Annotated in this window: 15 protein-coding genes; 1 reads left to right on the plus strand and 14 read right to left on the minus strand. The window is 38.7% G+C overall.

What is annotated here, in order from left to right:
- From opp4B to ACQV2S_RS00615, 8 genes are all read right to left on the minus strand, one after another.
- On the minus strand, positions 1-963 hold the full coding sequence (gene opp4B, locus ACQV2S_RS00580) for an oligopeptide ABC transporter permease (protein ID WP_428873745.1): 963 nt from the start codon (positions 961-963) through the stop codon (positions 1-3).
- Entirely contained in the window at positions 964-1,926 is a 963-nt protein-coding gene (locus ACQV2S_RS00585) for an ATP-binding cassette domain-containing protein (RefSeq protein WP_428873747.1), read from the minus strand.
- Entirely contained in the window at positions 1,926-2,936 is a 1,011-nt protein-coding gene (locus tag ACQV2S_RS00590; protein WP_428873748.1) for an ABC transporter ATP-binding protein, read from the minus strand. Before ACQV2S_RS00590 ends, ACQV2S_RS00585 begins: the two co-directional genes overlap by 1 nt.
- Before the next feature lie 35 nt (positions 2,937-2,971).
- A complete protein-coding gene (gene acpP, locus ACQV2S_RS00595) occupies positions 2,972-3,214 on the minus strand; it encodes an acyl carrier protein (protein ID WP_428874816.1) in 243 nt (80 codons plus the stop codon).
- Positions 3,215-3,272: 58 nt separating this feature from the next.
- A complete protein-coding gene (plsX, locus tag ACQV2S_RS00600; protein ID WP_428873768.1) occupies positions 3,273-4,298 on the minus strand; it encodes a phosphate acyltransferase PlsX in 1,026 nt (341 codons plus the stop codon).
- Positions 4,299-4,312: 14 nt separating this feature from the next.
- Positions 4,313-6,349: an ATP-dependent DNA helicase RecG gene (gene recG / locus ACQV2S_RS00605; RefSeq protein ID WP_428884820.1), complete on the minus strand. Its 2,037-nt coding sequence runs from the start codon at positions 6,347-6,349 to the stop codon at positions 4,313-4,315.
- Positions 6,350-6,424: 75 nt separating this feature from the next.
- The gene (locus ACQV2S_RS00610) at positions 6,425-8,092 is read right to left on the minus strand and encodes a DAK2 domain-containing protein (protein WP_428873751.1); all 1,668 of its coding nucleotides are present in this window, start codon (positions 8,090-8,092) and stop codon (positions 6,425-6,427) included.
- A gap of 20 nt (positions 8,093-8,112) precedes the next feature.
- Positions 8,113-8,469 (minus strand): Asp23/Gls24 family envelope stress response protein, encoded by a 357-nt coding sequence (locus ACQV2S_RS00615; protein WP_428873752.1) that lies wholly within the window; start codon positions 8,467-8,469, stop codon positions 8,113-8,115.
- 202 nt (positions 8,470-8,671) lie between these two features.
- On the opposite strand from ACQV2S_RS00615, the gene rpmB reads away from it, so the two are divergent.
- A complete protein-coding gene (rpmB, locus tag ACQV2S_RS00620) occupies positions 8,672-8,860 on the plus strand; it encodes a 50S ribosomal protein L28 (RefSeq protein WP_258436016.1) in 189 nt (62 codons plus the stop codon).
- A 67-nt stretch (positions 8,861-8,927) separates the two neighbouring features.
- Here the strand turns inward: rpmB and ACQV2S_RS00625 are convergent, their stop codons facing one another.
- From ACQV2S_RS00625 to ACQV2S_RS00650, 6 genes are all read right to left on the minus strand, one after another.
- Positions 8,928-9,428 (minus strand): hypothetical protein, encoded by a 501-nt coding sequence (locus tag ACQV2S_RS00625; protein WP_428884821.1) that lies wholly within the window; start codon positions 9,426-9,428, stop codon positions 8,928-8,930.
- 131 nt (positions 9,429-9,559) lie between these two features.
- On the minus strand, positions 9,560-10,222 hold the full coding sequence (locus ACQV2S_RS00630) for a thiamine diphosphokinase (RefSeq protein WP_428876397.1): 663 nt from the start codon (positions 10,220-10,222) through the stop codon (positions 9,560-9,562).
- 11 nt (positions 10,223-10,233) lie between these two features.
- Positions 10,234-10,878, minus strand: coding sequence for a ribulose-phosphate 3-epimerase (gene rpe / locus ACQV2S_RS00635; protein WP_428884822.1), 645 nt, complete (start codon positions 10,876-10,878; stop codon positions 10,234-10,236).
- A gap of 12 nt (positions 10,879-10,890) precedes the next feature.
- Positions 10,891-11,811, minus strand: a complete 921-nt coding sequence (gene rsgA / locus ACQV2S_RS00640) for a ribosome small subunit-dependent GTPase A (protein WP_428876399.1) — start codon at positions 11,809-11,811, stop codon at positions 10,891-10,893.
- Positions 11,812-11,889: 78 nt separating this feature from the next.
- Positions 11,890-13,869, minus strand: coding sequence for a Stk1 family PASTA domain-containing Ser/Thr kinase (gene pknB, locus ACQV2S_RS00645; protein WP_428873757.1), 1,980 nt, complete (start codon positions 13,867-13,869; stop codon positions 11,890-11,892).
- Positions 13,853-14,629 carry a Stp1/IreP family PP2C-type Ser/Thr phosphatase gene (locus tag ACQV2S_RS00650; protein WP_428873758.1) on the minus strand — a complete coding sequence of 259 codons (777 nt, stop codon included), beginning with the start codon at positions 14,627-14,629 and terminating at the stop codon, positions 13,853-13,855. The genes pknB and ACQV2S_RS00650 overlap by 17 nt, the downstream gene beginning before the upstream one ends.
- Positions 14,630-14,634: the final 5 nt, after the last annotated feature.

Consider the following 14,634-nt stretch of genomic DNA (forward strand, 5'->3'; position numbering starts at 1 on the left):
CTATTTAATTCGAATTCTAGGGTCAACAAAAACCATAATGATGTCTGATAATAACGAACCTAAAAGGGTTGTAAATCCGTAGATCAATGTAATAGCTATCATTACAGAAAAATCACGTAAAGCGATTGATTCGACAAATAATTTTCCCATTCCTGGATAATTAAAGACTGTCTCAGTGAAGACAGATCCGCCTAACAAACCAGTGATGGTAAAGCCTAAAAAGGCAGCAATTGGTAGGATTGAATTCCGGAAGATGTGCTTGCGATAAACAACATTTTCTGGAACGCCTTTAGCCTTAGCTGTGCGAACATAATCTTCCGTTTTAGCATCAATGACTCCTGTTCTTAAGTATTGAATAGTAGAGGTTGTTGATAAAAGTGCCATTGTAATAGCTGGTAAAATAATGTGTTTAAATCTTGACAAAGCAAAATCAAGCGTTCCAGGCTCAAGACCCGGGTCTACTGTTCCAGTTGTAGGGAACCAGCCAAGAATATAACCAAATAACCAAATCATAAATAAACCCAATACGAAAGATGGAATAGCATAAGTTACAAAGGTGTATAAGTTAACGGTTTTATCAAAAACGGAATTTTGATAACGACCAGAAAACAGACCTAATGGTAAAGCGATTCCGTACGAAATGATCACTGTTAATAAAGATAATTGTAAGGTGGGCCAAACTCTTTGACCAATAATCTTTAGAGTCGGTTGACGGTGATGCCAAGACCGTCCCCAATCACCTTGAAAGATACCAGTAATCCAATCAACATAACGCTCTGGCCACGGTTTATCTAGTCCTAGTTGCTCCCGCATGGCTGCTATTTGAGCAGGGTCCACATTTGGATCTTGTAAACCCGTCAACGCATCCCCTGGCATCAAAGCAGCCAAAACAAAGACAATGATACTTAAAAGAAAAATTTGAGGAATCATTAAAATGACCCTTCTTAAAATCGTCTTCCACATTTATTTCACTTCCTCTCTTTGAGCAAAGCCGACTTCTTTTAAAGCCACTTGGTGGTGATCATTAATCTTCTTCAGATCATAGACCCGTCCACTTTCCTCAAAATATTGACTGGCATTTTCATGATATTCTTTCTCCACTCGGAGACGCTCTATATGGTGCTCTCTTCGATTGTTTGGATCAACATGCGGTATAGCTGATAAAAGCCTTTTAGTATATATGTGTTGAGGATTTTTATAAATTTCATAATTAGAGCCATATTCAGTAAATCTTCCACGATACATAATGGCCAATTCGTCAGACATGTGTTTCACCACGCCTAAATCATGCGAAATAAACAAGTAAGAAACATTAAATTCTTCTTGAATACGTTTCATAAAGTTTAAGACTTGAGCTTGAACCGATAAGTCTAAAGCTGAAACTGGTTCGTCAGCAATGACTAATTTAGGGTTCAGCGCAACAGCTCTAGCTACCCCGATTCTTTGTCTTTGTCCTCCTGAAAATTCATGCGGATACTTGACTAAAGCTTCTGAAGTCAAACCGACTATTTCTAAGAGTTCACTTGCTTTTCTCTTTTCTTCTTCAATCGTTAAATGGGTGAAATTACGCAAGGGCTCCGCCATAATATCTAAAATCCTCTTCTTCGGATTAAAAGAAGAATATGAATCTTGGAAGATCATCTGAACATTGCGCCGATAATTTGACCTGCGACTGGATGCAGCATTCGAAACGTCTTCCCCTTCATAGATAATTTTACCCTCGGTCAATTTTTCTAAACCGATAATAGCTTTCCCAATAGTTGATTTACCTGAGCCTGATTCACCCACCAGGCCATAAGTTTTTCCTGCCTCAAAACTTAAGTCCACACCATCCACTGCGTAGACATGGTCAGTGATACGGTTAAAGAAACCGGATCGAATTGGATAGTGAACCTTTAAGTTTTCAATTGTAAGAAATTCTGACATTAGTCCACCTCCTCAGTGAAATAAAAGTGTTCATGACAAGTACAACGTACCCAATGTTCTGGTTTTACTTCATGGAGAACTGGATGCTCTTCATGATGTTCTTCAGGAATCCAAGGAATGCGAGGAGCAAAACGACAACCTTTGCGTTCTAAACGGTTTAATGGAGGTACAACCCCATGTATTACATGTAGATCGCCCTTTTCATCAACTAAATCATTGGATTGCGGAATGGACTTTAAGAGTGAGCGGGTATAAGGATGTCTCGGATCATTGAAGAGTTCTTCGACACTTGCAACTTCAACAAATTGTCCTGCATACATAACTGCTACTCGATCAGCCGTCTCTGCAACTACTCCTAAATCGTGAGTAATCAAAATAATTCCTGATTCGGTTTCCTCTTGAATTTCATTCAAAAGATCCAAAATTTGTGCTTGAATAGTTACATCTAAAGCAGTTGTCGGCTCATCTGCAATAATTATTGGTGGTTTACAAGATAATGCAATGGCAATAATTACTCTCTGACGCATTCCACCTGATAATTCATGTGGATATTGCTTGGCCATTCTTTGAGGGTTTTCAATACCTACTTGGTCGAGTAATTCAAGTACGCGCTGAGTTCGTTGTTGTCCATCTAACTTAGTATGATAATACAAAGCTTCTTCAATCTGCTCACCTACTGTCATTAAAGGGTTTAATGACGCTAAAGGGTCTTGGAAGATCATGCCAATATCATTCCCGCGAATTTTGTCATAATCTGATTCATCATAATTAACGAGATTATCACCCTTGTAATTAATTTCCCCGGTAATTTTTGTATTCATGCGATTGTGTAAGCCTATGATTGAAGTGGCCAGGGTTGATTTTCCACAGCCTGACTCCCCAACAATGGCTAACTTTTCATTACGCGCTAGGGTAAAAGAAACCCCATCGACAGCATCGAAATACTGGTCTTTAATGCGAAAACCAGTGTGCAAATCTTTAACTTCTAATAATATCTCTTTTGATTCCATTTGAGGCCTCCTTTATCAATGACTATGACATCCATTTATTTTTCTGATCGTAATTGGTCGATATAAGAAACGGCGTCCTTAATATCTGAGAGCTTTTCAATTTTTTCATCTTCGAATTCTATATCAAATTCTTCCTCAATCCCCATCACGAATTCCACCATATCTAAAGAATCGGCGCCTAGGTCTTCAAAGGTTAGATTTTCAGTTACTTGATCTTCAGTAAGATCAAAATGCTCTACTAATAAAGTTTTAACTTTTTCAAATGTTTCTGTCTTCAAATTTTCCACTCCTTAATTAAAAAGTTATACCACAATGCCGGTTATATTATAATAACGATTATTTTCTAATCTGTCTATCATTTTTGTCACTATTTTCAAAAAAAGTGCTTATTTCTTCGGAAAAACCTGATAAAACGATTTCACGAGCTTGTCGAATAGCATGATAAATGGCGATGTCATCTGCTGATCCATGCGCTTTAATTACTGGCTTTTTAACCCCTAAAAGGACTGCTCCTCCTTGCTTGCTATCATCAAAATTTTCAGCCATCTTTTTTAATGAGGGTTTAATGAGAAGGCCACCAATTTTATTGGTGATACTACTCTCACTTAGAGTTCGTTTGAGTAATTTGAAGATGGATTTTAGGCTTCCTTCCAATGTTTTTAGGATAGCATTACCGGTAAAGCCATCTGTCACCGCAATATCTACCTGCCCATTTAAAAGATCTTTGGCTTCAATATTGCCTACAAAATTTAAACCACTCGCTTGATTGAGGAGTTGGTAAGCTTGTTTACGTAATTCATCTCCCTTACCAGCCTCTGTTCCATTATTAACAAGCCCTACTCTTGCTTGCTCTATTTTTAAAACACTCTCAGCATAATAGCTAGCTAGTTGAGCATATTGTAAGAGGTGCTCTGCTTTTGATTCCGCATTGGCTCCGGCATCCATTAAAATTAAATGAGGAGATTTCTCATTAATGGTTGGGATGACCGGCATCAATCCCGGTCGATCGACACCTTTAATTCTACCAACCACCAATAAGCCGGTTGTTAATAAGGCGCCTGTATTCCCAGCCGAAAGCAGTACATCTGCTTTACCTTCTCTTACCGCCTTGGCAGCAACCACCATTGAAGCATCTTTCTTGCGACGAACAGCTTTTACCGGTTCATCTTCTCCTTTGATAACCTCAGTAGTCGGTATTCGGATTAAACGGTCATCAAACATATCTGGAAGATTTTTAAGGGCTTTCTCGTCGCCATAAAGATGAATTTCGATGTCCTTATAAGCATCTAAGGCTCTTAGAACTCCGTCAAATACGGCTTGTGGTGCATTGTCGCCACCCATTGCATCAATCGCTATTTTAATCATAAATTCCACTCCTAAATTTCTAATTTAATTAATTGGGTATACTTTTCAATTGTTTTTGTTTCTTTCTCAGTCACTATATCTGGTTGTCTCATTAAATGGTCGACTGCTTGATAAGCCGCTGTCATAATGGCTTCGTCTTGTAAGGGATGTCCATATGTAAATTGGGCAATTCCACTTTGATTTCGTCCTAGGACATCTCCCATGCCACGAATTTCCATATCCGCTTTTGATAGTTCAAAGCCATCTTGACTTTCGACCATCTTAATCAGACGTTCTTTTCCTTGTTGGGTCGTTGGGTTGGCAATTAAAAAGCAGTAAGAGGGTAATGGGCTTCGCCCTACCCGCCCTCTTAACTGATGGAGCTGGGCTAAACCAAAACGTTCGGCTGATTGAATGACCATGACCGTTGCATTCGGTACATCCACACCGACTTCAACCATAGTGGTTGCTACTAAAATTTGAATTGCTTGAGCCTTAAAAGCTTTCATCACTTCTTTTTGTTCTTCTTTACTCAATTGACCATGCAAACTATCGATTGTAACTCGTGGAAATATTTCTCTTAAACGTTGACAAGTCTCTTGTACATTTTCAACTTGTTCCATAAATTCACTGGCTTCAATTAAAGGCAATACATAATAGATTTGATGACCCTTATCTAATTCTTTTTGCATACGGTCATAGACTGTGGCAATGTGCTTATCACTAACGGCTTGTGTCTTAATTTCAACCCTTCCACGCGGTAGACCTTCCATGGTTGAGACGCAAAGGTCGGCATAAAGGGTCTGAGCCAAACTTCTGGGTATGGGAGTTGCTGTCATTTGCAGGACATTGGCTTCTTGACCAGCCAGACCTTTTTCTAATAAGTTCTGTCTTTGGCCAACACCAAAGCGGTGTTGCTCATCTATAACGATATAGCCGAGTGATTTAAAATCTACTCCCTCTTGAATTAAAGCATGGGTACCGATAATCAATCGGATGCGTCCTGTTTTTAGACCTTGTAAAACAGCTTTTTTTTCTGAAACTTGCCTCTCAGAAGTTAATATTTCTGCATGAAAACCACTCTTTTCAAAATATTGATTAAAAGATTGATAATGCTGCTGAGCTAATATTTCTGTTGGAACCATCAAGGCTGTTTGATAACCTGCTTGCACACTAGCAATCATGGTCAAGAAGGCAACTAAGGTCTTACCGCTACCTACATCTCCTTGCAATAAACGGTTCATTGGATAAGGTGATAAAAGATCGCGGCAAATTTCATTAACCGCTTTTTTTTGTGAATCCGTTAATTCAAAAGGGATGCTTTGGATAATTTGTCGTAATTCTTCAACTTGATAGTGGATTTGGATACCCTTAGTTTTTAAGCGGTTAAATTTGGCGCTTTGTAAGCGCCATTGGTAAAGAAAGAACTCCTGGAAGATGATCTTTCGCTGGGCCTGTCTTTTCGCATTATCTTGCTTAGGAAAATGCATGGCCCAAAGTGCTTCCTTCAGATTTATTAAGTTAAATTGTTGATTTAAATAAGTCGGAATGATTTCTTCAATACTTTCTTGATAATCAACAAAGGCTTGCTTGATGGCTTTGACAATCTGGCCCTGACTCAGTCCCTTGCTAGTATGGTAAATGGGTGCATAGTCCTCACCTGCTGACGGATTAATTAATTTCATGGCCATTAGCGACTGGTTACTTTCTTGCCATTTACCATAGATAGCTCGCGTTTGACCTAATTCAATTTGTTTCTTTAAGTAGGGCTGGTTAAAAAAAGAGACGGTTATCACTTGATGGCCATCTACAGCCAATTTAAAACTTAAGCGACTTTTCTTTCTACCAAAATAGTTGACCACAGCTGGACTAACAACTTTTCCCATCAAGACAACTTTTTCCTGGTCAAGAATAGTTTCTAACTGGCGTGCTTGGATATCCTCAAAACGAAATGGAAAATGAAACATTAAATCCTTTACTGTTTCAATTCCTAATTGTTTAAATAAAAGACTGGTCTTGGGGCCAACACCTTTGAGCTGATCGATAGGATCTAACCAAGACTTTCCCATCTTCTTCCTCCTCTTTGAGCAAAAAAATAAATCACCACCTAGAAACTAAGTGGTGATCAGCTATTTTCTAACAATCTAATCCACCGTTACAAAATAATTGTAGACTGGTTGGTCTCCTTGAATAAGTTCAAATTCAATCTCAGAGTTAGTTTGTTCAAAATGGTCAGCAACTTCTTGGGCTAATGAATGATCACCCTCTTCGCCAATAATAACCGTTACTAACTCACTTGATTCATCCACCATTCGATTAACCAATTGGATCAGAGTTTCTTTTAAATCAGTGTGGGTTAAGATTATATCGCCATCTAAAATACCCATAAAATCGTTTTCTTTAATGGATAGGCCATTAATTTCTGTATCTCGAATAGCATGAGTAATTTGTCCAGAAGCAACGCTTAGCGCATACTCTTCCATAGCTAGTCTGTTCTCTTCAATGGCAACTGAAGGATCATACATCAACATGGCTGAGATTCCTTGGGTGATTGACTTTGTGCCCACAACTACCGTTGGTACTTCACTGACTTCAGCCGCTTGTTGAGCCGCCATAATAATATTCTTATTATTCGGTAACAAGATAATATTTTTGGCGTTAACTCGCTCGATTGCTTTAATGAAGTCTTCGGTAGAAGGATTCATTGTCTGACCTCCAGAAAGGACTTCCTTTACTCCAATAGAATGGAAGAGCTCTGTCAAGCCTTTACCTGAAGCTACAGCAATCACTGCGTAATCTTCTTGAGTTTGAGGGACAGCTTGTTGACGCAGCGTAGTCTCTTTGTCTTCTAAGTCTCTAACTTGCTCACGCATATTATCGACTTTAATTTTAATTAACTCACCAAATTCTTGACCCAATTGCATAATCTCGCCTGGATCTTCCGTATGGATGTGGACCTTAACAATTTCATCATCGGCAACAACCAGCAAAGAATCACCTTTTTTATCAAGCGTTTGTCTAAACTCTTCATAATCAAAAGCTTTCTTAACAGTCTGTCCTTGTCCAATTCTTACCATAATTTCGGTACAGAAACCATAGGTAATCTCATCCATAGACATTGGGTGTTCATTCATTTCTTCGAAGATTGCGTGGGCATGGTCATTAGATTGGTCTTCAACTTCATCGATAATGACTTCCCCTGAAAGATTGGCAAGGAAGCCTTCATAGATACATAAAAGCCCCTTACCACCCGAATCGACTACACCCACCTGTTTTAAAACTGGTAGTAATTCAGGTGTTCGATCCAATGATTCTTTTGCCTCTGCTACGATCGTGCGCATCACTTGTATGATGTCTTCTGTTTGCTTAGCTTCTTGTTCACCTTTTACAGCAGATTCTCTAGCAACAGTTAAAATGGTTCCTTCAACTGGCTTCATCACTGCCTTATAAGCTGATTCCACACCACCAATAAAAGCCTTAGCAAAGTCTTTGGCATTTAATTCTTCACAATCTTTAATTGCCATTGAGAAGCCACGGAAAACTTGTGACAAGATAACGCCTGAATTTCCTCGAGCCCCCATTAACAGTCCTTTGGCCACGGCATTTGCTAATTCTCCAACATGATGACTAGTAGAATTACGCATATTCTCAACACCTGATTGGAAAGTCATATTCATATTAGTTCCTGTATCTCCATCAGGCACGGGAAAGACATTTAACGAATTCACTAAGTCAACATTTTCAGCCAGGCGCTCGGCACCTGCTATAAACATCTGTTTAAAGTCAGATGCTTTGATTGTTTTCAGTTCCACACTTTACCTCCTAAACGATCCTAGTCGATAGTCACACCCTGGACATGGACATGAACAAAGTCCAATTCAAAGCCCAAGAGTTGCTCGACATTGTATTTAACAGCTTGTTGAATATTTTGACAAATCACAGAGATTTTTGTCCCGTAAGAAACGACAATATAGACATCTACTGAAATATTGTCTCCTTCTTGAGAAATTAAAACACCACGTGAATAGTTTTCTTTCTTAAGAATGTCTGTTAAATTATCACGGAAGAAATGTTTACTTACCATTCCTACAACACCGTAGTTGTCAGTAACTGCTGCACCGACAATGGTTGCAATCACTTCATTTTCTAAGGATATCTCTCCATTTGGAGTTTGGATATTAATAGCCATAAAGTACCTCCTTTTTGTTGTCCACCATAGTTTAGCATAAATTTTTTAGCTTAGCACCTATTTTAATAGTTTTAGTAACGAGATATTTAAGATTAGTAGTTAATTTCATCATAATTCACTTGCTTCAAAAGTCAAATTATGGTAAATTAATTTGGTATGAAATGTAACTTTTAAATTGTTACAAGGAAAAGGAGGCAGAACCATGGCTAAAGAATGTTATTTCACAGGGCGTAAAGCTGTATCTGGTAACAATCGCTCTCATGCAATGAATAAATCAAAACGTCGTTTTGGCGCTAACTTACAAAAAGTACGTGTTATGATCGATGGCAAACCTCAAAAAGTTTGGGTTTCAGCGCGAGCATTAAAATCAGGTAAAGTTGAACGTGCTTAATCAATACATTAAAACCTCCTAGCCAATCATCATCAAGATGAAGCGCTAGGAGGCTTTTTTGTTTTGTTTAATCTTTTTCTTTTAGCATAAATTGATTGCCCTCTTCATCCACCAAATTAGATTCTTCATTTAGTTCAAAGCTGAAAAGTTCTTTATCCGCAAAAGAAATGGTTAGTTTTTGATCTTTTATTCTGTAGGTTGGATTATGTACGATAATTTCAACTGCCATAGGAACTTCATCAGAAAAGCGCAGGTTAATATATTGTTGATTTTTTAAAGATTCTGCTGCTTCATCTGTTTTTACCATCATTAAACGCCCATCCTGATTAATGCTCTCGGTATATAATTGTAGTAATGCGTCCGAATAATCACCTTCCAAAGCTGCTTGTCCAAAGTAAGACCGGCCTAAAATTACTTTCAATAAGTCTTCTTCTATTTCGAACCCCATAATATTTGAGTTTTCTTCAGTCAAATAGCGTCCCTCAAAATCAACTATCTCCTCTTGAGCAAATATAGCTGGCGGTAGCATGAGTATCATAATCATTATTAAAGCAAAAAGCTTTTTCATCCCATCAACTTCCTTTCCTAATAAAAACTTGATTAAATAAACTTCGAATATTATTTATTAAGCAAATTTTAACACAATAATGAAAGTGCTTCAATTTTATATTCCTATCTTCTATTTTTAAACTCAAGCCTTTATTTTCCTTTTTCCCAAATAACCATCAAGAGACCTTCAGTAAAAGAAAGATTTACTTTGTGCTGATCGACATACTCATTAGACACCAAGGCTCGAGGAAAAGCATAATCTGTTAAACCTAGTTCATATTTGGCCTGCTTAATCTGCAGCTGCTTAACAGCCGTCATTGAAATAATGGATAAGTAGCGGCAATTGTTCAAGTCTTGTAGAAAATAATTGCCTGGTTTAAAAAATCGCACCACTTGATCTTTTTCAATAAAGCTTAAACGGGGGATAATTGCAAAATAGCGTTCTTGAAAGACGAGCCAAAGGTTAGCAATTAAATGATCTAAACGTCCCTCTCCATTACCTATTGCGCCATATACTTCCACCGGACATCGACTGTCTTGTTTAAGAGCGAATTCAAGGCCCAACTCCATATCGGTATCATCTTTGGCAGCTGGATATTTTAAAACCTCCTGACTAGCCGCTTCAATCTTACTAAATTGGGTGGGAGTGACCGAGTCAAAGTCTCCAATTGCAACGTTCAATCGATAGCCTGCCTTCACCAATTGGAGGGCCCCTTCGTCAACTCCAATGAGATAAGTCTGATCTGTCACCTCAGACAAATGGCTGAGGGCTGGATTAGGAGCCCCAGCACAGATAATAATCTTATCCACCATACTAATTGGCCTTAGGGTCTTAAGGAAGCGATAGCTGCAGCCAGATCCATTTGCTTAAAGATGTAGGAACCAGCTACTAAAACATCTGCACCAGCTGCTATACAACTTTTAGCTGTTTGATCATTGACCCCACCGTCTACTTCAATCTCATAGTGATAATGATCATTTTCTTGACGTAATTTGGCTAGTTTTTCTACCTTCTTCATGGTTGATTCAATAAAAGCCTGACCACCAAAGCCTGGATTAACAGTCATCACCAAGACTAAATCCGCTAATTCCAATAAAGGATAAACCGCTTCGACTGGAGTTCCTGGATTAATAGCCACTCCCGCTTTTTTTCCTAAGGCTTTTATCTTTTGTAAGACTGAATGAATATGTTGGGTCGCTTCCACATGTACGGTGATAATATCCGCTCCCGCATCAGCAACCATTTCCAAATACCGCTCCGGTTGATCCACCATCATGTGACAATCAAAAACCATATGGCTATGAGATCTTAATCCTTTAAAAATCATGGGACCAAATGAAATATTCGGTACAAAGCTGCCATCCATAATATCAATATGTAGATAATCTGCTCCACCCTTTTCGATGGTCTGGATATCTTCTAACAAGTGATTAAAATCAGCGCTCAACATTGAAGGTGCAATTTTCATGACTATTCTCCTTTAATAATAAATTTTTTTGTTTTCAATTTTTTCTAAAATCTGCAAATAATTTTGATAACGGCTGTTACTTATTATGCCACTTGCCACCAACTCTTTCACATGGCAATTAGGTTCGTTCTTATGGATACAAGATCTAAACCGACACTTTGCACCTGCTTGGTGAATTTCTGGGAAACAAGCGGCCAGTTCTTCTTTTTCTAAATGGTCGAAATCAATAGCTGAAAAACCGGGTGTATCGGCTAAGAGTCCTTGACCAAAACGATAAAGAGTAACTTCTCGAGTGGTATGCTTACCGCGGTTTAAATGGCTGGATATCTGGTTGGTCTTAATTTCAGCTTGAGGTAGCAGTTTGTTTAAAAGGGTCGATTTTCCCACTCCCGATTGACCGGTCATTACATATATTCCTTGTTGGAAAATGGTTTGAATAGCTTGCATCTTTTCATTGGATTGGTCAAAGAGAAAAACATCATAACCAATTACTTCATAGATTGCTCTGATTTCTGCTACTAAGTCATTGGCTGCATCCCGTCCCTGATGCTCGATTAAAAGGTCATATTTACTCAAGATAATAATGGGTTGGATGCGATGAGACTCCATCGAAACAAGGAAATAATCTAATAAATTATAGGAAAACTCAGGTTCAACTAAGGACATGACAATGAGAGCATAGTCGACATTAGCAACAGCCGGTCGAATCAAAAAGTTATCTCGTTCGAAGATCTCTTCTAATCTGCCCACTTGACTTTCATCTTGTTGATCCATGACAAATCGTACGCGATCTCCCACTAAGGGATTGGTCTTCAAGTGACGAAAGTTACCTCTTGCTTTTGTTACAAAAGATTCTCCTTGCGACCATACATAATAGAAGCCACTAACTGCTTGATAGATGATCCCTTCATGTGAGGTAATAAGCTGTTTCAAATAATTTCCTCCTTTGGTCAGTATTTATTCAGAAAAAAAGTTAAGAGTCAGTAATGCTGCTCTTAACTCTTCAAATTCTTAATTAGGATAAACGGCTGAGGACTGTGCGACAATTTCGCCGTCTCTTAAGACACGGTACTGTCCGGATCCTCCTTCGGGAATATAGAGGACGATTTGAATTTCACGCGATTCGGTGATTTCAATTTCACGCGCAACTTGAGTGATATTATTACGGTCATCTCCTATAAAAACTTGGATTTTATTCGGTAATGGCTTGCTTTGTTCGTAGTCATTTTCAGCATACTTAGGGACATAATCAAGGTATACCGTTTCTGTGGCAGTCGACACTTCTGCTTTTTCTTCACCTTGAGAAACCGTCACCTTAATGGTGTCTCCTTGAGCAATGGGTGAGCCTGAAAGTGGGTCTTGATCAATGACAATCCCTTCAGGTAGATAATCATGATATTGATAAGCTTCTTCTACATAGAGACCATAAGTGTCTGCAAACTTATAGACCATATCAATTGATAAATTAGTAAAATCTTGCATGGTCGTTTGCTCAGAATAGGATCCGATTACTAAAATAATTGAACTTTCACCAGGAACGACTTCCGTACCCGGTGCAATACTCTGTTCTAAAATTTTACCTGCTTCTGACTGACTAGCTGCTAAATACCTTAAGTCAACTATAAAACCTGCATCAATTAGTTTACGACGGACCGGCTCATAGTTTTGATTGAGGTAATCACCGATTTTGACTCTCGGCTTGCCGTCAGAGAAGGTTAAATTAACTTTAGAGCCACGATTTATGCGGTCCCCTGATTGGGGATCACTTTCAATAATTTGGCCGCGCGGAATAAGATCATCCCAAACAACAGTACTTTCGCCTAGCATTAAATCATTCTCTTCTAGTAATTCAATGGCTTGTTTTTGGTCTAGGCCAGCCAATTCAGGAACGATTACACTGGCAACGAATAAGCGATAGGCGAAAAAGACAGCTAAAGATAGTAAGGACAATATCGTAGCAAAGAAGAGAATTTTAAAAATCTTGGACCCTAAATGGCTAGTCTTTTTATCTGGTAAATCAAAAGTTGGAAACTCCTCTTCATTTAAAGGCTCAGGCCCTTCGATTGTTTCCGTCAACACACGATCAGCGGCTGGAATGGGCTGAATGGATTTAAATTGTTCTGATTCATCCAACTGACTGCTAGGAATAAAGGGTTTTTCATCAATACGTCCGACACTAAGAGAAGAAGATAAGTCGTTAAACATCTCTTGAGCCGTACGATAACGATCCTTCGCTTGCTTAGCCGTCGCTTTTAAGACGACATTCTCTAAGCTTTGAGGAACATATTCTAAGCGCTCTCGAATAGTTGGAAAGGGTTCTTGAAAATGTTTAAGTGCAATCGAAACTGCGGATTCACCATCATGTGGGACAGAACCCGTGATTAGCTCATATAAAACTACACCCATGGCATAAATATCTGATTTAGTGGTTGCACTATTGCCCTTGGCTTGCTCGGGCGATAGGTAATGAACTGAGCCTAGCAAGGTGTTGGTTTGAGTAATCGAAGTATCTGATAAAGCCACAGCAATACCAAAGTCCGTAATCTTAACCACATTATTTGCAGTAATTAAAATGTTTTGTGGTTTTATATCGCGGTGAATAATACGATTTTTGTGGGCCACATCGATAGCCGCTACAATTTGTCCCATAATGGAAACAACTAGTTCTAGCGGGACAGGTGCATTCTTTTTGATAAAAGTTTTAAGGTCTTGACCTTTTACATATTCCATCACAATATATTGCTGTTTTTCATGTTCATCGACATCATAAACTTCTACAATATTGGGATGTAGCAGTTGACTGGCTGAAATGGCTTCTCTTTGGAAACGACGAATCGCATCTTGATTATCCTGGAAGTCATAGCGTAACACCTTCACAGCTACGTCTCGATCCAAAATTAAATCATGAGCTAAAAAGACATTTGCCATGCCGCCTTGACCAATGACAGAAGTTAGGACATAACGATCGGATAGTTTATCCCCTATTTCCATGAATAATGTCACCTCCTTCGTCCTCCAAATTAAAATCGCTGGCTAGAATAATAGTAATATTATCGAGACCCCCAGCATTATTAGCCGCTGCGACTAGTTCATCACCTAAGCGGTCTAAATCTGTTTGATTATTAATTATTTGTTCAATTTCTTCATTTTTAAGCATGCCGTTTAAACCATCCGAGCAAAGCAAGAGAAGTTCCACTTTATCAAGAGAAATCTCTGAAAAAGCTGGTTCTAAAACCATTGGTGTTCCAATGGATTGGGTGACCACATTACGACGTGGGTGATCAATACTCTCTTCTACTGTTATTTCACCTGTACGAATTAACTCATTGACTAAAGAATGGTCTTCGGTTAATTGCTTTAATTGGCCCGCTCCGTATGCATAAGCCCGCGAATCACCGACATGACAAATAAGAATGGTCTGCTCGACAATTGTTGCAAGTACAATTGTCGTTCCCATTCCTTCATAATCTGGATTAAGGTCTGCTTGATTCAAAATGAAAGTATTCACTTGATTGGTCATTTGGGTCATCCAAGCATGCGCTTGGGTGATGGTCATAGGGTAATCAATTGTTTCGAATGCCCGACCAACAAACTCTGTCGTTTGTTGACTAGCAATATCTCCTGCCAAGTTGCCTCCCACGCCATCACATAGAATAAAAAGGATTTGTTGGTTTTGAGAATAAAAATAATCCGCATAATCTTGGTTAGAACTTCTCTTTCTCCCTATGTTTGAATGTATAGTGATTTTCATAACTC

The sequence above is a fragment of the Facklamia sp. P13064 genome, from assembly GCF_050409425.1.
In the GTDB taxonomy this organism is placed as follows: domain Bacteria; phylum Bacillota; class Bacilli; order Lactobacillales; family Aerococcaceae; genus Facklamia.

What these genes read in the sequence shown, in the direction of transcription:
- opp4B (WP_428873745.1), bottom strand. Translation starts at nt 963, where the DNA reads ATGTGGAAGACGATTTTAAGAAGGGTCATTTTAATGATTCCTCAAATT.
- ACQV2S_RS00585 (WP_428873747.1), bottom strand. Translation starts at nt 1,926, where the DNA reads ATGTCAGAATTTCTTACAATTGAAAACTTAAAGGTTCACTATCCAATT.
- ACQV2S_RS00590 (WP_428873748.1), bottom strand. Translation starts at nt 2,936, where the DNA reads ATGGAATCAAAAGAGATATTATTAGAAGTTAAAGATTTGCACACTGGT.
- recG (WP_428884820.1), bottom strand. Translation starts at nt 6,349, where the DNA reads ATGGGAAAGTCTTGGTTAGATCCTATCGATCAGCTCAAAGGTGTTGGC.
- ACQV2S_RS00615 (WP_428873752.1), bottom strand. Translation starts at nt 8,469, where the DNA reads ATGGCTATTAATATCCAAACTCCAAATGGAGAGATATCCTTAGAAAAT.
- rpmB (WP_258436016.1), top strand. Translation starts at nt 8,672, where the DNA reads ATGGCTAAAGAATGTTATTTCACAGGGCGTAAAGCTGTATCTGGTAAC.
- ACQV2S_RS00625 (WP_428884821.1), bottom strand. Translation starts at nt 9,428, where the DNA reads ATGAAAAAGCTTTTTGCTTTAATAATGATTATGATACTCATGCTACCG.
- ACQV2S_RS00630 (WP_428876397.1), bottom strand. Translation starts at nt 10,222, where the DNA reads ATGGTGGATAAGATTATTATCTGTGCTGGGGCTCCTAATCCAGCCCTC.
- rpe (WP_428884822.1), bottom strand. Translation starts at nt 10,878, where the DNA reads ATGAAAATTGCACCTTCAATGTTGAGCGCTGATTTTAATCACTTGTTA.
- pknB (WP_428873757.1), bottom strand. Translation starts at nt 13,869, where the DNA reads ATGGAAATAGGGGATAAACTATCCGATCGTTATGTCCTAACTTCTGTC.
- ACQV2S_RS00650 (WP_428873758.1), bottom strand. Translation starts at nt 14,629, where the DNA reads ATGAAAATCACTATACATTCAAACATAGGGAGAAAGAGAAGTTCTAAC.